The following is an 18,938-nucleotide window of genomic DNA, read 5'->3' as shown; positions in this document are numbered from 1 at the left end:
GCCGGTCGCTAGGACGCGAAGCTCAGCGTGATCGAGTCGCCGTAGCCCACGCCGCTGCCCGGTGACGGGCTCTGCGTCACCACGGCATTCGACCGCAGCCCGCTGTTGTCCACGTTGGCGCCCTTGATCAGTACACCGGTCCAACCCAGCGCCCGCAGATTCGGCTCGGCGTCCACCCAGAACTGGCCCACCAGGTTCGGCATCACGAACTGATTGCCCAGGGACACCTTCAGCGTGATCGGCGCGTCCAGCGGTACCACGGTGCCCGCGACCGGGTCGGTGGCCACCACCTCCCCCGCCGGGCGCGGGCTGGCGACCGGGGCCGTCAGCACGGCGGTGAAGCCCAGGATCTGCAGGTTGTTGCGGGCGCCCTGCTCGGGCTGACCGGTGACATCCGGGACCGCCTTGGTCTGCGGCCCGGTGCCCACCACGACGGTGATCTCGTTGGTGATCGCCGACGTCGAGTTGGCCGGCGGCACGGTGCTGACCACCCGGTCCTTGAGTTCGGGCGCCGAGGACGACGGCGCCTGCTTGAACTTGCCGAAACCGGCCGTGGTGAGCTTGCGGACCGCGTCGGCGTAGCTCAGGCCCGACACGTCGGGCACCTCGCGCTGCTCGGGGCCGGTCGAGACGTTGATGGTGATCTCGTCCCCTGCGCTCACCGACGCGTTGGCGTTCGGGTCGGTCCCGATGACGTGATCCGGCGGCACCTTCGAGTCCGGGTTGCGCGCAATGTTGGTCTTGAACCCGCGGTTCTGCAGCGCGGCGATGGCGTCGGCCGAGGCCTGCCCGGACACGTCGGGCACCTGCACATCGCGGGGCTTGCCGCCGATGGCGTTGATCGCGATGGTGACCACCACGGTCAGCACCGCGAGCACCGCGACCGCGATGAGCCAGCGGCCCACCGAGCCCCCGCTGCCGGGCGGGGTGTAGCCGCCGGCGGTCGGAATGTGTTCGGTCGGCAGGGCCCGCGCGTGCGGCTGGTGTGCGGTCAGGATGTGGGTGCGCTCGGCGTCGGTGAGCACCTTGGGCGCCTCGGGCGCCTCGCCGCTGTGCACGCGGATCAGGTCGGCGCGCATCTCGGCCGCACTCTGATACCGGTTCTCCGGGTTCTTGGTCAGCGCCTTGAGCACCACCGCATCGAGTTCCGGGGAGATACCGGCGTGCCGCTTGGACGGCGGGTCGGGGTCCTCGCGGACATGCTGGTAGGCCACGGCCACCGGGGAGTCACCGACGAAAGGTGGCTCGCCGGTGAGGATTTCGTACAACACGCAGCCCAGCGAGTACACGTCGGAGCGGGCGTCCACCGGCTCACCGCGAGCCTGCTCGGGGGACAGATACTGCGCCGTGCCGATCACCGCGGCGGTCTGGGTGACGCTGTTGCCGGTGTCGGCCAGGGCGCGGGCGATGCCGAAATCCATCACCTTCACCGCGCCGCTGTTGCTGATCATGATGTTCGCGGGCTTGACGTCGCGATGGATGATGCCGTGCTGGTGGCTGAAGTTCAGGGCCTGGCAGGCGTCGGCGATGATCTCGATGGCGCGCTTGGGCTCCATCGGACCGTCGGTGTGCACGATGTCGCGGAGCGTCACGCCGTCGACGTACTCCATGACGATGTAGGGCAGCGGGCCGTTGGGCGTCTCGGCCTCGCCGGTGTCGTAGACGGCCACGATCGCCGGGTGGTTCAGCGCGGCGGCGTTCTGCGCCTCCCGGCGGAACCGCAGATAGAAGCTGGGGTCGCGGGCCAAATCCGCGCGCAGCACCTTGACCGCGACATCACGGTGCAACCGCACATCACGCGCGATGTGCACCTCCGACATCCCGCCGAAGCCGAGGATCTCACCCAGCTCGTAGCGGTCCGAGAGGTGTTGGGGCGTGGTCACGGTGACCCACTGGGCGGCGAGGCGGGTGGCACGCCGATGACGGTGGTGCTGGTCGAGGTTTGCTGCTGCACCGGACGGTCCTTCTTGTCCTGCGCGTTCAGCACGATCAGTACGGCGATGATGATGGCCAGCGCGCCGAGCACGCCGGCGGCCCACAGCAGGGCCCGCTGGCCGGGCGAGAAGGTGCGCCGCGGCGGGGGCGTGCGGTGGCTGCCGGTGGCCGGGCGGGGCCGCGCGGCGGTGACCGGCGGCCGGTACTCGGCCGCCGCGGCGGCCCGGGCCTGCGTGGTCGACGGGATGGCCGCCGGGGTGGCGCGGCCGATGGTCGGTGCGTGGTTGGGCCGGGGTGGGCGCCGGCCGGCGCGCACGGCCGCGACGGCGTCGGCGAACGGGCCGCCGGAGCGGTACCGGTGGTTGGGTTCCTTGGCCAGGGTGATCTCGATGAGCTCGCGCACGTTGGGCGGCAGGTCGGCAGGCAGCGGGGCGGGCTGCTCCTTGATGTGCTTCATCGCGACCGTCAGCGCGCCGTCACCGGTGAACGGCCGCTTGCCCGAAAGCGATTCGTAGCCAACGACGCCCAGTGAGTACACGTCGCTGGCGGCGGTGGCGTCGCGGCCCAGCGCCTGCTCCGGCGCGATGTACTGCGCGGTGCCCATCACCATGCCGGTCTGGGTGACCGGGGCGGCGTCGACCGCCTTGGCGATGCCGAAGTCGGTCAGTTTCACCTGACCGGTCGGGGTGATCAGGATGTTGCCCGGTTTCACGTCCCGGTGCACCAGCCCGGCGGTGTGCGCCACCTGCAGGGCGCGGCCGGTCTGCTCGAGCATGTCCAGCGCGTGCCGCAGCGACAACCGCCCGGTGCGTTTGATGACGGAGTTCAGCGGTTCACCGTTGACGAGCTCCATCACCAGGTAGGCGGTGCGGCCCTCCCCGGCTTCGAGCTCGGTCTCGCCATAGTCGTAGACGCTGGCGATACCCGGATGGTTGAGCATGGCCACGGTGCGGGCCTCGCCGCGGAACCGGTCGACGAACTCGGCGTCGGTGGAGAACTCGGCCTTGAGCACCTTGATGGCCACCTGGCGGCCGAGCCGGGTGTCCAGGCCTTCCCACACCTGGCCCATACCGCCCGTCGCGATCAGACGCTGCAGCCGGTAGCGTCCGGACAGCGTCACACCCACCCGGGCCGTCATGATGCCTCCCGCAGGGCAGCGGCGATGGTCGCTCGCCCGATCGGGGCGGCCACCGCGCCGCCGGTGGCGGACAATCGGTCCCCACCATTCTCCACGAGCACGGCGACGGCCACTTTGGGGGCCTGTGCCGGGGCGAATGCGATGTACCAGGCATGGGGCGGGGTGTTGCGGGGATCCGTTCCGTGTTCGGCGGTGCCCGTCTTCGATGCGATCTGCACGCCGGCGATGGCTCCCTTCTGCTGTGTCACCTGCTCGGCGCCCACCATCAGATCAGTCAGTGTAGCCGCGACCTGCGGCGACACGGCCCGCCGCAGCTCCTGCGGGGCGGTGGTGGCGATATTCGAGAGGTCAGGGCCCTTGAGGCCATCGACGAGGTAGGGCGCCATGGTGACGCCGTCATTGGCGATGGTGGCCGCCACCATCGCGTTCTGCAAGGGTGTCACCGCGACATCCTTTTGTCCGATGCTCGACATGCCCAGTGCGGCGGCGTCGTCGATCGGGCCGATGGTGGAGTCGGCCACCTGCAGCGGGATCTGGACGGGGGCGTCGTCGAGCCCGAACGCGCGGGCGGCCCCGCGCAGCCGGTCGGCGCCGGTGTCGATGCCGAGCTGGACGAAGGCGGTGTTGCAGGACCGCGCGAACGCCTCACGCAGCGTCGCGGTGGGACCGTTGCCGCAGGTGGACCCGCCGTAGTTCTCCAGGGTCGCGGTGCTGTTCGGCAGCGGGATGCGGGCGGCCGCCGTCAGTGGGGTGTCCGGGGTGGTGCCGGCCTGCAGCGCGGCCGCGGTGGTGACCACCTTGAACGTCGACCCCGGCGGGTAGGTCTCGGAGATGGCGCGGTTTACCAGCGGGTTGTCCGGATTGTCGCGCAGCTTCTGCCAGGCCGCGGATTGCTCGCTGCCGTCATGGCTGGCCAGCTGGTTCGGGTCGTACGACGGGGCGGACACCATGGCCAGGATCTTGCCGGTGGACGGTTCCAGGGCCACCACCGCGCCCTTGCAGGCGCCGTCGCAGCCGCGCTCCATCGCGTCCCAGGCGGCCTGCTGCACCTGCGGGTTGATGGTGGTCGAGACATTGCCGCCGCGCGGGTCGCGGCCGGTGAAGAAGTCGGCCAGCCGCCGCCCGAACAGCCGCTCGTCGGAGCCGTTGAGGATGGCGTCCTCGGCGCGCTCGAGGCCCGTGCTGGAGTACTGCAGCGAGTAGAAGCCGGTGACGGGCGCGTAGGTGAGCGGGTTGGGGTAGACCCGCAGGAACCGGAAGCGGCCGTTGGTAGAGACCGAGTACGCCAGCAGCTGGCCGCCGGCCGAGATCTGCCCGCGCTGGCGCGAGTACTCGTCGAGCAGCACCCGCTGATTGCGGGGGTCGGTGCGGTAGCCGTCGGCGGCGAACACCTGGGTGAAGGTGGCATTGGCGAGCAGCAGCACGATCAGCACCATGATCGTGACGGACAGGCGGCGCAGCGCGGTGTTCATGTCTTCGAGATCACCTCGGTGCTGGCCGATGCGATCGGGCTCGGATTGGGTCCGCGGCTGGAGGTGATGGGCCGGCGCGCCGCGTGCGAGATGCGCACCAGGATGGCCAGCAGGATGTAGTTGGCCACCAACGACGAACCGCCGTAGGACATCCACGGGGTGGTCAGTCCGGTCAGCGGGATCAGCTTGGTCACCCCGCCGACGACGATGAACAGCTGGATGCCCAGCGTCGAGGCCAGCCCGGCGGCCAGCAGCTTGCCGAAGCTGTCGCGCACGGCGATCGCGGTGCGCAACCCGCGGATCACGACGATGGTGTAGAGCATCAGCACGCCGGCCAGCCCGACCAGGCCGAGTTCTTCGCCGACGGCAGCGATGATGAAATCCGTTGAGGCGGCGGGCACCGTGCCGGGCTGACCGTTGCCCAGCCCGGTGCCGAAGATGCCGCCGGTGGCGAAGCTGAACAGGGACTGCACCATCTGGAAGCCGGCACCGTCGGGATCGGCGAACGGGTCGATCCAGTTCTGCACCCGGACCCGGACGTGCCCGAAAAGGTGGTATGCCACAACGCTTCCCACCGCGAACAGGCCAAGACCGATGAGCACCCAGGACAGCCGGCCGGTGGCCACGTAGACCAGCACCAGGAACGACGTGTACAGCAGCAGCGAAGTGCCCAGGTCCTTCTCGAACACCATCACCCCGACCGAGGCGATCCAGGCCACCAGTAGGGGCGCCAGGTCGCGCGGGCGCGGCAGATCCATTCCCAGCACGTGCTTTCCGGCGCTGATGAACAGTTCGCGCTTGTCCACCAGCACGGCGGAGAAGAAGATCAGCAGCAGGATCTTGGAGAACTCCGCCGGCTGGATCGAGAAGCCGGGGAACTGGATCCAGATCTTGGCGCCGTTCTGCTCGGAGAACCTGGCGGGCAGCAGCGCCGGAATGACAAGCAGCGCAAGGCCGGTGAGGCCGCAGAGGTATCCGTAGCGGGCCAGCACCCGGTGGTCGGGCACCGCGATGACGATCGCCGAGAACGCGATCACGCCGACCAGCGTCCACAACATCTGCTGGTTGGCGGTCGGGCTGTCCGGGTTCAGCGGTGCCGCGGCCAGGTCGAGGCGGTGAATCATGACCAGCCCCAACCCATTCAGCAGGGCGACCACCGGCAGCAGCAGCGGGTCGGCGTAGGGCGCGAACCGGCGGATCGCCAGGTGTGCCCCGGCGAACAGCGCCAGGTAGGCCACGGTGTACTGCAGCAGGTCCCAGCTCAGGCCCTGCTCCTGGTTGGCCTCGACGATCAACAGGGCCACGGTGGTGATCGCGGCGGCGAAGCCCAGCAACCCCAGTTCGGCGTTGCGCCGGTTGGGCAGCGGCGGTGTGACGGCGACGGGCGACTGGGGAGCGGTGGTCATGACGCCGTCCGGCAGGTGGTGCCCGGCTCCGGCGGTGAGGGAGGCAGGGCCGTGACGGTCGGTGCCTGGGTGGTGGGCGGGGGAGACACAGTGGTGGGTGGGGGCACGGGCGAGGGAGACCCAGCGGTGGGCGGGGGAGTGGGCCCCGGCGTCGGCGCGGCGGTCGGCGCGGGCGCCGGTGCTGTGCTGGTGTCGGGGGCGGCGGTGTCCTTCGGCGCGCCTGTCGTGCTCGGCGTCGGCGCGCCTGTCGTGCTGGGCGCCGGCGCTCCCGACGTCGTGGGTGCCGGGGCAGGTTTCGGCGTCGGCTTCGGGGCGGGAGCCGGCGGCGCGCAGATCGGCAGCAGCGAGCTGCGGACCAACTCGTTGATCTGGTTGATCGCGTCGTCCAGGCTGCCCGCGGGCAGGCCCGCCGTCACCTGCGCGCGTTCGGATTCGCGGATGTCGTCGACACCCAGCAGTTCACAGTTCAGGTTGTCCTTGGACTGGCCGAAGCTGATCAGCGACAATTCATTTCGCGGGTTGAGGCAGCCGACCAGAAACGGTTCCTGCAGGGCCATGCCCAGAAACGAGCCCTGCACCCCCCGCATGATCGAAACGGTGCCGTCGCGCTCACCGACGTAGTAGTTGTTGCGGATGATCTCCCGTGCGACCGCCAAGCCGGCCAGCACGACCAACAACACCACGACTCCCGCTATCACCAGACGCCGCTTGGAGCGGTGTGCTTTTGGGAGTTCCTCCTGCTGCGTCACAACCCTTTTCGGGGCGATGCGGCGGGGGTTGAACGCCGATGCCCGCCCCGCCGCGGTATTAGGGGGGAGCGTGTCATCGTCCTCCCCGGACACGGCCCCGGCCAGGATCGGCTGGGTCTGGCCGTAGTCGTAGTCGACGACGTCGGCCACCACCACGGTGACGTTGTCCGGGCCGCCGCCGCGCAGGGCCAGTTCGATGAGCCGGTCCGCGCTGTCCACCACATCCGGTATTAGCAGCGCCTCGTGGATGGTGTCGTGGCTGACCGGGTCGGACAGGCCGTCCGAACACAGCAGGTACCGGTCGCCGGCGCGGGCCTCCCGGACGATCAGGGTGGGCTCCACCTCGTGCCCAGTCAGGGCGCGCATGATGAGCGACCGCTGCGGATGGCTGTGTGCCTCCTCGGCGGTGATGCGGCCCTCGTCCACCAGGGTTTGGACGAAGGTGTCGTCCTTGGTGATCTGGGTCAGCTCGCCGTCGCGCAGCAGGTAGCCGCGGGAGTCGCCGATGTGCACCAGGCCCAGCCGGCTGCCCGCGAACAGGATGGCCGTGAGCGTGGTGCCCATGCCCTCCAGTTCCGGGTCGGCCTCCACGTGTGCGGCGATGGCCGAGTTGCCTTCGTGCACTGCGTCGTCGAGCTTCTTGAGCAGATCACCGCCCGGCTCGTCGTCGTCCAGGTGGGCCAGCGCCGCGATCACCAGCTGGGAGGCCACCTCGCCCGCGGCGTGACCACCCATGCCGTCGGCCAATGCCAGCAGCCGCGCACCCGCGTACACCGAGTCCTCGTTGTTCGCGCGCACCAGTCCGCGGTCGCTGCGCGCCGCATACCGTAGAACTAGTGTCACGGCCGCAACTCGATTACCGTCTTGCCGATTCGTACCGGCGTTCCCATCGGAACCCTTACCGCCGTCGTCACCTTCGCCCTGTCAAGGTATGTACCGTTGGTCGATCCTAGGTCCTCGACATACCATTCCGAGCCCCGCGGGGACAGCCTGGCGTGCCGTGTCGACGCATAGTCGTCGGTGAGCACCAGCGTCGAGTCGTCGGCCCGTCCGATGAGCACCGGTTGGCTGCCCAGGGTGATCCGGGTGCCGGCGAGCGCTCCCTCGGTGACGACCATGTGCCTGGCGATGTGGCGCCGCTGCCGGTTGGGCAGCAGTGATCCCCGCAGCGCCAGCCCGCGGCGCACCATCACCGCCCCGGTCGGGGCGTAGATATCGGTGCGCAGGATGCGCAGCACCGACCAGATGAACAACCACAGCAGCAGCAGGAAACCGACCCGTGTCAGCTGCAGAACTAGCCCCTGCATCTGACGTCCTCCCCGCCTCGTCTCAAGATCATCGGCACCGTCACGATACTGGGGCGCCCGTCGGCTCGAGGGCGAAGTGCCAGCTCGGCGCCGCTCAGTGGACGCGGACGATGATCTCGGAGTGGCCCAGTCGGATGACGTCGCCGTCGGCCAGCTGCCACTCCTGCACCGGGGCGTTGTTCACCGTGGTGCCGTTGGTGGAGTTCAGGTCCGACAACAGCGCGACCTGACCGTCCCAGCGGATCTCCAGATGACGGCGCGACACCCCGGTGTCGGGCAGCCGGAACTGGGCGTCCTGCCCGCGGCCGATCACGTTGGCACCCTCGCGCAGCTGGTAGGTGCGGCCACTGCCGTCGTCGAGCTGCAGCGTCACCGTCGCCCCGGCACCGGCGTAGCCGCCGTACGCGGCGGGAGCCGCGGGCTCGGCCCCGTAACCCTGTCCGTAGTCCTGGCCGTACCCCGGCTGCGCGGCCGGTTGGCCGGCCGGCTGTCCGTAGCCCTGGCCGTAGCCCTCGGGCTCGCCGTAGCCGGTGTCCGGGTAGCCGGGGGCCGCGGGCGGCTCACCGTAGCGGCCGTAGTCCGGTGCCGGCGGTGCAGCGGGCGCGGCGTAGTCCTGGCGGCCGTAATCGCGACCGTAGCCACCCTGATCGGGGTAGCCGCCCTGATCCGGGTAGGACGGCTGCTCATAGGGCGGCGCCGGGGGAGCGGGCGGGCGTCCGTAGCCCTCGTCCGGGCGCGGCGGGGCCGGCGGGCGGCCGTAGTCGTATTCGCCGTAGCCGGGCGGCGGAGAGGCCGGCGGCTGCGGATAACCGGTCGGCGGCTGCTGGCGGTAACCCTGGTCGGGGTAGCCGGCGGGCGGCTGTTGGCCGTATCCGGCCGGCGGACGCTGCTCGTAGGACGGCGGGGCCGGCGGCGGCGGGTAGCCCTGGTCCGGGTAGCCGCCCTGGCGCGGCGGGTAACCACCCTGGTCGGGGTGGGCACCGTGCTCGGGCGGGTAGCCGCCGCGCTGCTCTTCCTGCTGGCGGTAGCGCTCGTCGTACTGTTCGTCGCCGGGCCGCCCCTGTCCCTGGCCGCGGTAGCTCGGGTTGTCGGTCATCGCTGGTACTCCTGGTTGTGCGGTGGACGGGCGGTCGTGCTGTGGTGGGGCAGGCGTGCCGGTGGACGAGTCGGGGTTGACCGCTCCACGGGCACGAAACTGTCCGGTGTGCAGCGTCGATGCGGCCTCGAACCTGACGACCACATCACCATACGTTTGCCATCCCTGGTCATGAATGAAACCTCGTAGGTGCCTGGCAAATGTCGACGACGTCCGTTCCGGATCGGCGCTCACGTTCTGGTAATCAGTGTCGCTGAGCGTAATGACGTAGTCGTTGGGGGCCAAAATGCGGCCGCCGCCGACTTCACGGGCATGGGCCTCGGCTTCACGACGCAACAGCGCTTCGACTTCCTGCGGAACGATGGATCCGCCGAAGACCCGGGCGAAAGCGTCGCCGACGGTCGACTCGAGGCGACGTTCGATACGGTCTGCCAGACCCATCTCACCGCCCCTTCTGTTGTCGTCGTGCCGTGCCCCCGCGTGTTCGCGTGTCGCTGTGGCCACACTGCTCACACGCATGTTATCGGCCCACTGCTGGGATGCGTGACCAACAGAACTCTGAGAATCGGGTAGCGGCAGGTCAGGACGCGTGATCTTGATTCCGATCTGGCGGTTTGGGTCCGGTGGGGCTGTGGTGATACGGTTGCGCGGTCATTCGGGCGAGTGGCGGAATGGCAGACGCGCTGGCTTCAGGTGCCAGTGTCCTTCGGGACGTGGGGGTTCAAGTCCCCCTTCGCCCACCACGAGCGGTTCTACGAACTGCAGGCATGAGGCCACGGACTCTCCGGAGTTCGTGGCCTTTGTGTTTGGTGGGGACGGCCTGAGTGAACCGCCCGGCGGCAGGGCGCGGGATTTCGAGTTCTAGGTCCCCATCTGGATGGCCAGTTGTCGCGGAGCCTCCCAATCTGCGGGGTCGATCCTCAGCGTTGTGCATCACCTGTCGGCCGGGTCCTATATACAGTTCCGTTCAGTTCAGGACGATGAGTTGAGGGGGCTTCCGCCGTGATCACCGGTGAGTTGAAGAGCAAAGTGGACCGGGTCTGGGACGCGTTCTGGTCCGGCGGCATCTCCAACCCGCTGGAGGTGATCGAGCAGATCACCTACCTGCTGTTCATCCGACGCCTCGACGACCTGGAGACTCTGGAGGAGCGCAAAGTTCGCCTCGGCGCAGCCGGTGAGCTCCGTTTCGGTTCAGACCAGCAAGAGCTCCGGTGGTCGCGTTTCAAGAATCAGGAGCCTGCTGTCATGTTCGCGACGGTCGGGGAAAAGGTCTTCCCGTTCCTGCGGACCCTCGGTGGCGACGGCTCGACCTATGGCGAGCACATGAAGGATGCCCGGTTCACGATTCCGACCCCGCAGCTGCTCTCGCGAGTTGTGGACCTGCTCGACGACATCCCGATGAACGACCGCGACACCAACGGCGATCTCTACGAGTACCTGTTGTCCAAAATCGCGAGCGCCGGCGTCAATGGTCAATTCCGCACGCCTCGCCACATCATCAAGCTGATGGTCGACATGATGGCGCCGAAGCCGAAGGATGAAATCTGCGATCCCGCTTCCGGCACTGCGGGCTTTCTGGTGGCGGCGTCGGAGTACATCCGTGAGCATTACCCATCGGTGCTCACCGATGCTACGCAACGTAAGCACTTCCACTCCAGTATGTTTCATGGATACGACTTCGACAACACAATGCTCCGGATCGCCAGCATGAATATGCTGATGCATGGCATCGAAAGCCCTGATATCCGCTACCGGGACTCGCTGTCGGAGGGTGCGAGTGAGGACGCTGAGAAGTACACGCTGATCCTGGCTAACCCGCCGTTCGCTGGCTCGCTGGACTACGAGTCGACGTCCAAAGATCTCCAACGGGTTGTCAAGACCAAGAAGACCGAGCTGCTATTCGTAGCGCTGTTCCTCAAGATACTCAAGCCAGGTGGTCGGGCTGCTGTGATCGTTCCTGACGGTGTGTTGTTTGGATCATCCAAGGCGCACAAGGATCTTCGTCGTACATTGGTGGAAGATCAGAAGCTCGACGGGATCGTGAAGCTACCCTCGGGTGTATTCAAGCCTTACGCGGGTGTGTCTACTGCGATCTTGTTGTTCACCAAGACCAACTCGGGTGGTACTGACACTGTTTGGTTCTATGACGTGACAGCCGACGGATTCTCGCTGGACGACAAGCGAACCCCAATAGGGGAAACCGACCTTCCCGAGGTACTGGCTCGGTGGGCTGAGCGGAACAGCTCTGAGCGTAGTCGTTTGCGCACTGAACAGTCCTTCGTTGTACCGAAGGAGGATATCGTTGCGCAGGGGTTCGATCTGTCGCTGAACCGGTACCGAGAGATCGTTCACGATGACAAGTGCCACCGAGACCCGCTGGAGATCATTGCGGAGCTCGAGTCGCTTGATGGTGAAATCACCTCTGGCATTGCAGATTTGAAAGCGATGCTGTCATGAACGAAGTGACCTTGGGAGACCTGATCGCCCCTGCGAATGTTCGAAGGGCGGGCTGTGACGAGCTGCCCGTTCTATCGATCACCATGCGGTCTGGCCTAGTCGATCAATCCACCAAGTTTAAGAAGCGCGTAGCGAGCAGTGACACCTCTGACTACAAGGTAGTGCGGCGAGGACAACTGGTGGTCGGATTTCCTATCGACGAAGGTGTTCTCGACTTTCAAACGCTTTACCCCGAAGCAATCGTGAGCCCTGCCTATGGAATCTGGGATCTTAAAGACTCGAGGACGGCAGACGTTGAGTACCTCCGGCGCTACCTTCGCTCACCACGGGCGATGGCGTACTACAAGGGAAAGCTCCGAGGGAGCACCGCACGCCGCAGATCACTTCCGAGTACGGTATTTCGTGCGCTAGATGTTCCACTTCCAGCACTCGACGATCAGCGCCGCATCGCTGCCATTCTTCACCGGATTGAACTGCTAAATACTCGGCAGGAGGAGGCGGCGCGACTTGTGGACGACTTCGCGAACGCCGTCTTTGACGAGATCGTCGGCGGAGTGACTAATACGGTTCAACTAGGTGATATCGCACAGTTCTACGGAGGGACGACCCTTCCGGACGGGATACCGTTTACTGGGCAATCAGACGGGGCCTTTTTAATGAAGGTCTCAGATATGAATTTGCCGGGTAACGAGGAGGAAGTTGCGTCCTGCGCGCTATGGTCACGGGACACGGGGCCGAAAGCATCGACCTGCCCTCCGGGAGCTGTGATCCTCCCGAAGCGGGGGGGAGCAATATCGACCAATAAAAAGCGAAGAGCTACACGGCCGACGATCCTCGACCCAAACTTGATGGGTGTTGCTCCGCTCGATGGCAGGCTGCGAACGAGCTTCCTGCTCTATTGGTTTAAGCGGTTCGACCTGGCCTCGCTTACGAGCGGAAGCACTGTGCCACAACTGAACAAGCGCGACTTAGCGCCGTTGGAGTTTCCGCTGGCGACGTTGCGTGACCAGGATGAGTTTGAGCACAGACTGACTTCGATACATCAGCATGGTCGCCTCTTGCGCTCACGGAGCGCATATCTGGCGGAGCTTCTGACGTCCCTCCAATCCCGCGCCTTTTCCGGTCACCTCTGAGGCAGGTATGTCGAACTTCGCCTTCCTGCAGACCGTCGGCTGGCCAGAGATGCACGCCGACTGCGCTCGCGCGGAGAGCTACGCTACCAGCGACCCACGTTCAGCGTGTTTCTACAGCCGTCGGACAGCCGAGTTGTTGGTCGACTATTTGTACGACGTTCTGGCGCTGCCGGTTCCGTACAAGAACGACCTGGCCGCCAAGATCAACGATCCGAAGTTCAAGTCGAAAGTCGGCGTCGGGATCGCTACCAAGCTGAACCTGATCCGCAAGCTCGGCAACACCGCTGTCCACGATTCGCAGCCCATCCCGGCGCGGGCCGCGTTGGATGTGTTGCGCGAACTGCACCACGTGATGCTGTGGGCGGCATTCCGGTATTCGACTCAGCCGCAGGCAGTTCCGATGAGGGCCGCGTTCGATCCGAAGATCGCCGCCAAAGCGTCGCCGCTGTCTCGGCAAGAAGTCGCCCAGCTCGCGGCGAAGTTCGCCGCTCAGGATGAAGCCCACGCCAAGGCGCTGGCCGAGAAGGACGAACTTGCCGCTGCGCAGGCCACCGAGATCGCCGCATTGCGCGAGGCTGTCAGGAAGGCCCAGGCCGCCAACCAGCAGACCGACGACCGGGACTACAACGAGGCTGACACTCGTGACCGGTTCATTGACGTCATGCTCGCCGAAGCGGGCTGGCCCCTGACCGATACCAAGGATCGTGAATACCTGGTAACCGGCATGCCCAATGGCGACGGCAAGGGATTCGTCGACTACGTTCTGTGGGGTGCAGACGGTCTCCCGTTGGCGATCGTGGAGGCCAAACGGACGACCAAGAGCCCGCAGGTCGGCCAGCAGCAGGCCAAGCTGTACGCGGCCTGCCTGGAGAAGATGACAGGGCGTCGGCCGGTCATCTTCTACACCAACGGTTTCGAGCACTGGATCTGGGATGACACCGGCGGCTACCCTCCGCGGGAGATCCAGGGTTTCTACACCAAGGATGAGCTGGAGCTCCTAATCCAGCGTCGCGACACCCGCAAGCCGTTGACCGACATGCCGATCGACTCGGCCATCGTGGAACGGCACTATCAACACCGTGCGATCCGCGCTATCGACGACGCATTCACCGCTAAGGAACGCGAAGCCCTATTGGTTATGGCCACCGGGTCGGGAAAGACCCGCACCGTCATCGCTCTGGTCAAGCAGCTGATGGAGGCCAACTGGGTCAAACGGGTGCTGTTCCTGGCCGACCGCACCGCGCTGGTCACCCAGGCCGCCAACGCATTCAAGGCGCACCTGCCCGATGCCACCACCGTGAATCTGGTGACCGAGAAGATCACCGACGGTCGGGTGTACGTGTGCACCTACCCGACGATAATGAACCTCATCAACGACACCGACTCCGGCATCAGGAAATTCGGACCCGGCTACTTCGACCTCGTCGTCATCGATGAAGCCCACCGCTCCGTCTATCAAAAGTACCGAGCCATCTTCGACTGGTACGACTCACTCCTGGTCGGCCTGACCGCCACCCCTAAAGACGAGGTCGACCACAACACCTACCGACTGTTCAACCTCGAAGACGGCGTGCCCACTGACGCCTATAGCCTCGACGATGCCGTCAAAGAAGGGTTCTTGGTTCCTGCGGTTGGGATCTCCGTCGGCACCAAGTTCCTGCGCCAAGGTATCCGCTACGCCGACCTCTCCGAAGAGGAGAAGGACGACTGGGACGCCTTGGACTGGGGCGACGAAGATCCACCTGACGAGGTGAGCTCCGAGGAGATCAACAGGTTCCTGTTCAACGAGGACACCGCGGACAAGGTGCTCGCCGAACTGATGAGCAAGGGACACCGCGTCGCCGAAGGTGACCGGCTCGGCAAAACCATCGTTTTCGCCAAGAACCAAGCGCACGCTGAGTTCATCGCGCGACGCTTCGACGCCCAATATCCGCAATACGCCGGAACATTCGCCCGCGTGATCACCCACAGCACTGCGTATGCCCAGTCGTTGATCGACGACTTCTCTGTCACCGATAAGGCGCCACACATCGCTATATCCGTCGACATGCTCGACACCGGCATCGACGTTCCCGATGTGGTCAACCTCGTATTTTTCAAGCTCGTCCGGTCCAAGACCAAGTTCTGGCAGATGATCGGCCGCGGCACCCGCCTCCGTCCCGACCTCTTCGGCCCCGGCAAGGACAAGCAGAACTTCTACGTCTTCGACTTCTGCGGCAACCTCGAATTCTTCAGCCAGGACCTGCCCGGCTCCGAGGGCTCGTTCCAGAAGTCATTGAACCAGCGGCTGTTCGAAACGCGCCTCGGGCTGATCACCGCCATCGACCACGCCTGGCCGGCCTCGGAACCGGAACCCGAAGAGGGGCAGGGCACCGAGACCGAACGAGGGTTACGGGTCGATGTCGCGTGGTCGCTCCATCGTGCCGTCACGGGGATGAACCTGGACAACTTCCTGGTTCGACCCCACCGCAGGCTGGTCGAGCAGTACTCGCAATGGCCGGCCTGGACGTCGTTGACGCCCGAGGTCGCCGGCGACGTCGCTGAACACCTCGCCGGGCTGCCGTCAGCCCACAAAGACGACGACGAGGACGCCAAGCGCTTCGACATGCTCGTGCTGCGTCGTCAACTTGCCCAACTCGAGGGCGACGCTGTCGCGGCCGAACGGCTACGCGAACAGATCCAGAACATCGCGACTGGCCTGCTGAGCCAGACCGCGATCCCGTCGGTGAAGGCACAAGAGGCGCTTCTCGAAGAGGTCGGCGGGGATGAGTGGTGGATTGACGTCACTCTGCCGATGCTCGAATCAGTACGGCGCAAGCTGCGCGGTCTGCTCCGCTTCCTAGAGAAGGCGAAACGGAACCAGGTCTATACCGACTTCGCCGACGAACTCAGCGAAGCCACCCTCGTTGATCTCCCGGGGATCACGCCCGGCACCAACTGGGAACGCTTCCAAGCCAAGGCCCGCGCTTATCTCAGACAGCACCAGGATCACGTTGCGCTGCAACGGTTACGACGTAATAAGCCGTTGACCCCCGCTGATCTCACCTCGTTGGAGCAGATGCTCATCGAGAGCGGGACGGGGGAGCCAGCGGATATCGAGCTGGCTAAGGAGCAGTCGCATGGCCTGGGGTTGTTCGTGCGGTCGCTGGTCGGTCTGGACCGCGAGGCCGCCGCCGAAGCTTTCGGCACATACCTGGACGGCACGAAGTTCAATGCCGACCAGATCCGCTTCGTGAACCTCATCATCACCGAACTGACCGCGAACGGGTTCATGGAACCTGTGCGGCTCTATGAGTCGCCCTACATCGACCACGCGCCCACGGGGCCCGACGACATGTTCGGCGAGGCGGATGTGGAGAACATCGTGGCCATCCTGAACACCGTGCGGGACAATGCCGCTCCGAAAGACGGCGCTGCGTGACAAGGCCAACAGGGGGACCAGATAAATGAACCGGATTCGAACAAACTTCTTCAGGCTCTCGACAAGTCGATCGAGACGGCAGGCAAGTTGGCGCGTCAGCGCGTAGAGGCGCTGCGGTCCAAGCATCCGCAGCTGTCCGACGAGCAGCTCTTGAAAAAGGTCGATACGACCTTTACGTCTGCTGTGACTACGACGGGCGCTGCGACAGGAGCGATGGCCGCGGCACCGGGTGTCGGCACTGCTACGGGACTTGTTGCGGCCGCAGGCGATACCCCTTGGTTCCTAGCCGCTGCCGCCGCTTACGTACTCAGCGCAGCTGAGCTTCGCGGTGTCAAAGTGGAGGATTTTGAGCACCAGCGGGCGCTCGTGCTCATGGTTCTGGCTGGCGGCGGTGGATCAACGTTCTTCACCAATGCGGCGAGCCGAACAGGACCTCACCTCGGAAAGATCGTGACGAACGCGGTGCCGCTTTCCACAATCCGGTCGATCAACAAGGTTCTGGGAGCCCACTTCATCACCAAGTACGGTACAAAACGGGGCATCATCGCCATCGGGAAATTGGCACCGTTCGGGGTAGGGTTCGCGATCGGGGCTGGCGGCAACCTGATTATGGCTCGTGGAGTGATAAAGACCGCCAAAATCATGTTCGATTCCGCAGACGCCTTGAACAGGGCGGACACTGGCACATAGCTGCTCAAAGTCGCCTGAGCGCGGCGCGTCACGCCCGCCCCGCGACCTCCATGGAGGGAAGCTCGAGCGCGTCGTCGCGGACGAGGGCGTCGCGATCCTGCCGCGATCGGCAACGGCGTTCTACCGGCGGCCCGACGTGTGCGTCTTGCCCATCGTGGACATCCCACCTGGTGGGGTCACGCTGATGTGGGAGGCCGCTGTGGCTAATCCCGTCCGTGACGCGTTCGTCGTCGCTGCGGTTGCCTCCGCCCGTAAGCCGGTCTGACCCGTGGCGTATCAACCCAGCGGAGAAGTACCTATATCCCAAGAATCACCTGCGGAGAACGTTTTACGGGGCCGAAGTTGCTCGAGCGCCCGCGGGCGGGATGGCGGCTCGTGTCGTGACGATCAGCTGGTCGAGGCGGTCACGGGTGGCGGCCAGCCGGCGCACTTCGGTGTTGATTCGCGCACGTTCATGTGCCAGCCGTTCCACCATCGCCGGTGTTGCCGTGCCTGAATGGATGCACGGCAGCAACTGCACTACCACATCACTGCTGACGCCGGCTGCGAACAGTTCTTTGATGAGGATGACCCGCTCCACCGCGTCCTGATCGTAAATACGCTGACCACCGGCGGTGCGCTGAGACGACAGCAGCTGCCTTTGCTCGTAGTAACGCAGTGACCGCACGCTGGCGCCGGTGATGCGGGCGAGCTCACCGATCTTCATGTTCACTCCGCCGCGAACGAGTGTGCGCTACATCACCGCGCCGGCGCCTTGAACCTGACATCGATGTCAGATTTTAGGCTTGGTGGATGGAACTGCACAATGCCACCGCTCTGGTTACTGGCGCCAACCGCGGGATAGGTGCGGGGTTCGTCCAAGAGTTGCTCGACCGAGGCGCACGCAAGGTATATGCCGCCGCTCGCCAGCCGGAAGCTCTGCCCTGCAACGACACTCGCATCGTGCCCGTGCGGTTGGACATCACCGACGAGACCATGGTGGGTGAGGTGGCCGACGCCGCGGCGGACGTCGACCTACTGATCAACAACGCCGGTGTTGTGATGTTTCAAAACCTGGTGACCGGGGATCTCGATGCGATCCGCCTCGAAATGGCCACCCATTTTTGGGGCACGCTGTTTATGACCCGCGCCTTCGCCCCGATCTTGGCACGCAACGGGGGCGGCGCGCTTCTCAACGTGCTGTCGATCGGGTCTTTCCAGGTGTTCCCCGGAAACGGGGCGTACGCCGCGGCCAAGGCCGCTGAATGGCAGTTGACCAACAGCACTCGGCTCGAATTGGCAGCGCAGGGGACCCAGGTACTCGGCCTGCACTTGTCGGCCACCGACACTGACATGCTCGCCGGCATCGACATGGCGAAAAATGATCCAGCCGACGTGGTGCGGTTCGCGCTGGACGGGATTGAGTCGGGCGCAGACGAGGTGTTGGCTGATACCGAAACCCGGACGGTGAAAGCGTTGCTGTCCCAGCCGCCCGCGGCGATGTATGCCGGCGTCACGCAGTAGCAGACAATGATCCGAGGACCTGCTGCTCATAGGAGAGCGAGGCGTCGCCGTGAGCCACGACCAGGCTGAACCACCATGCCGTCATGCTGTCCGCCAGCTCGACCACCACCATAGCGGGCCAACCCAGCTAGCTACCGCGGCAACCGCTTCGGGCGAAATGCGCACGGCATTCGAGAGGAGATGCGACACGTCTCAACTTCCCAGGAACGAGGGAGATCGCCAAACTGGGAGGGTCGTTACGTGAAGAGGTCGTCTCCTTGGGCAGCCGCGGCGTCAAGGAGCGTGGTGATGGTGTGGGGATCGGTGACGGCGGGGAGCATGAGGGCGTGCAGTTGGATGAGGCTGTCGCGGTCTCCGTAGGCGGCGAAAGTGCCAGCCTCAGGATCAAATTCGATGGTGTCAGCTAGGGCTGGTTGGTTCTGACCTATCAGGTATCGGGCGACCGCAGTCCAAAAATGGCCGTTGGGTATGTGCCCAGCGGCGTCCACGGCATCGTCGACGGGAAGATCGTCATCTGCACTGAGGATAAGTTGGTACTCCGTATCCTCGTCCTCGAATAGGTCGAATGGGTCCATCGGGCTCGGCGACTCCTTCTCTCTACTTATGGCTGGATACATCAGGATTCGCTATA

The 18,938-nt window shown here is 65.4% G+C and carries 14 protein-coding genes and 1 tRNA gene; 6 read left to right on the top strand and 9 right to left on the bottom strand.

Translation table 11 applies throughout. From position 1 onward, the window contains the following. Positions 1–8: 8 nt before the first annotated feature. From pknB to BN977_RS13710, 7 genes are all read right to left on the bottom strand, one after another. Positions 9–1,883, bottom strand: a complete 1,875-nt coding sequence (gene pknB, locus BN977_RS13740; RefSeq protein WP_036397916.1) for a Stk1 family PASTA domain-containing Ser/Thr kinase — start codon at positions 1,881–1,883, stop codon at positions 9–11. Continuing rightward, positions 1,880–3,073, bottom strand: a complete 1,194-nt coding sequence (locus BN977_RS13735; protein WP_082132561.1) for a protein kinase domain-containing protein — start codon at positions 3,071–3,073, stop codon at positions 1,880–1,882. The genes pknB and BN977_RS13735 overlap by 4 nt, the downstream gene beginning before the upstream one ends. Beyond that, complete coding sequence (gene pbpA / locus BN977_RS13730; protein WP_024455487.1) at positions 3,070–4,545, bottom strand: D,D-transpeptidase PbpA; 1,476 nt, start codon at positions 4,543–4,545, stop codon at positions 3,070–3,072. Before pbpA ends, BN977_RS13735 begins: the two co-directional genes overlap by 4 nt. Beyond that, positions 4,542–5,951 carry a peptidoglycan glycosyltransferase RodA gene (locus tag BN977_RS13725; RefSeq protein ID WP_036397915.1) on the bottom strand — a complete coding sequence of 470 codons (1,410 nt, stop codon included), beginning with the start codon at positions 5,949–5,951 and terminating at the stop codon, positions 4,542–4,544. The genes pbpA and BN977_RS13725 overlap by 4 nt, the downstream gene beginning before the upstream one ends. Then, complete coding sequence (locus tag BN977_RS13720) at positions 5,948–7,543, bottom strand: PP2C family protein-serine/threonine phosphatase (RefSeq protein ID WP_036397914.1); 1,596 nt, start codon at positions 7,541–7,543, stop codon at positions 5,948–5,950. The genes BN977_RS13725 and BN977_RS13720 overlap by 4 nt, the downstream gene beginning before the upstream one ends. Beyond that, the gene (locus BN977_RS13715) at positions 7,540–8,007 is read right to left on the bottom strand and encodes an FHA domain-containing protein FhaB/FipA (RefSeq protein WP_024455484.1); all 468 of its coding nucleotides are present in this window, start codon (positions 8,005–8,007) and stop codon (positions 7,540–7,542) included. The genes BN977_RS13720 and BN977_RS13715 overlap by 4 nt, the downstream gene beginning before the upstream one ends. Positions 8,008–8,101: 94 nt before the next feature. Beyond that, a complete protein-coding gene (locus tag BN977_RS13710) occupies positions 8,102–9,544 on the bottom strand; it encodes an FhaA domain-containing protein (RefSeq protein WP_036397913.1) in 1,443 nt (480 codons plus the stop codon). A gap of 216 nt (positions 9,545–9,760) precedes the next feature. Here BN977_RS13710 and BN977_RS13705 point away from each other — a divergent pair. The 5 genes from BN977_RS13705 (at position 9,761) to BN977_RS13685 (ending at position 16,804) form a co-directional block, all read left to right on the top strand. Further along, positions 9,761–9,846, top strand: a tRNA-Leu gene (locus tag BN977_RS13705). Positions 9,847–10,105: 259 nt separating this feature from the next. Continuing rightward, positions 10,106–11,560 (top strand): type I restriction-modification system subunit M, encoded by a 1,455-nt coding sequence (locus BN977_RS13700; protein ID WP_036397912.1) that lies wholly within the window; start codon positions 10,106–10,108, stop codon positions 11,558–11,560. Then, a complete protein-coding gene (locus tag BN977_RS32665) occupies positions 11,557–12,693 on the top strand; it encodes a restriction endonuclease subunit S domain-containing protein (RefSeq protein WP_131590107.1) in 1,137 nt (378 codons plus the stop codon). Before BN977_RS13700 ends, BN977_RS32665 begins: the two co-directional genes overlap by 4 nt. 7 nt (positions 12,694–12,700) lie before the next feature. After that, the gene (locus BN977_RS13690) at positions 12,701–16,114 is read left to right on the top strand and encodes a DEAD/DEAH box helicase family protein (protein WP_036397911.1); all 3,414 of its coding nucleotides are present in this window, start codon (positions 12,701–12,703) and stop codon (positions 16,112–16,114) included. Between the two features lie 87 nt (positions 16,115–16,201). Next, positions 16,202–16,804: a hypothetical protein gene (locus BN977_RS13685; protein ID WP_234709550.1), complete on the top strand. Its 603-nt coding sequence runs from the start codon at positions 16,202–16,204 to the stop codon at positions 16,802–16,804. A 328-nt stretch (positions 16,805–17,132) separates the two neighbouring features. On the opposite strand, the gene BN977_RS13680 is transcribed toward BN977_RS13685, so the two are convergent. Next, positions 17,133–17,510: a MerR family transcriptional regulator gene (locus BN977_RS13680; protein WP_024455481.1), complete on the bottom strand. Its 378-nt coding sequence runs from the start codon at positions 17,508–17,510 to the stop codon at positions 17,133–17,135. An 86-nt stretch (positions 17,511–17,596) separates the two neighbouring features. Between BN977_RS13680 and BN977_RS13675 the strand changes: the two genes are divergently transcribed. Beyond that, positions 17,597–18,307: an SDR family oxidoreductase gene (locus BN977_RS13675; protein WP_024455480.1), complete on the top strand. Its 711-nt coding sequence runs from the start codon at positions 17,597–17,599 to the stop codon at positions 18,305–18,307. Positions 18,308–18,543: 236 nt separating this feature from the next. Here the strand turns inward: BN977_RS13675 and BN977_RS13670 are convergent, their stop codons facing one another. Beyond that, positions 18,544–18,882, bottom strand: coding sequence for an Imm51 family immunity protein (locus BN977_RS13670; RefSeq protein ID WP_165576317.1), 339 nt, complete (start codon positions 18,880–18,882; stop codon positions 18,544–18,546). Positions 18,883–18,938 lie beyond the last annotated feature (56 nt).

Origin of the sequence: Mycolicibacterium cosmeticum (genome assembly GCF_000613185.1) — a bacterium.
GTDB lineage: Bacteria > Actinomycetota > Actinomycetes > Mycobacteriales > Mycobacteriaceae > Mycobacterium > Mycobacterium cosmeticum.
The sequence above is the reverse complement of the archived record's forward strand: the minus strand, read 5'-3'. Positions and strand labels throughout refer to the sequence as shown.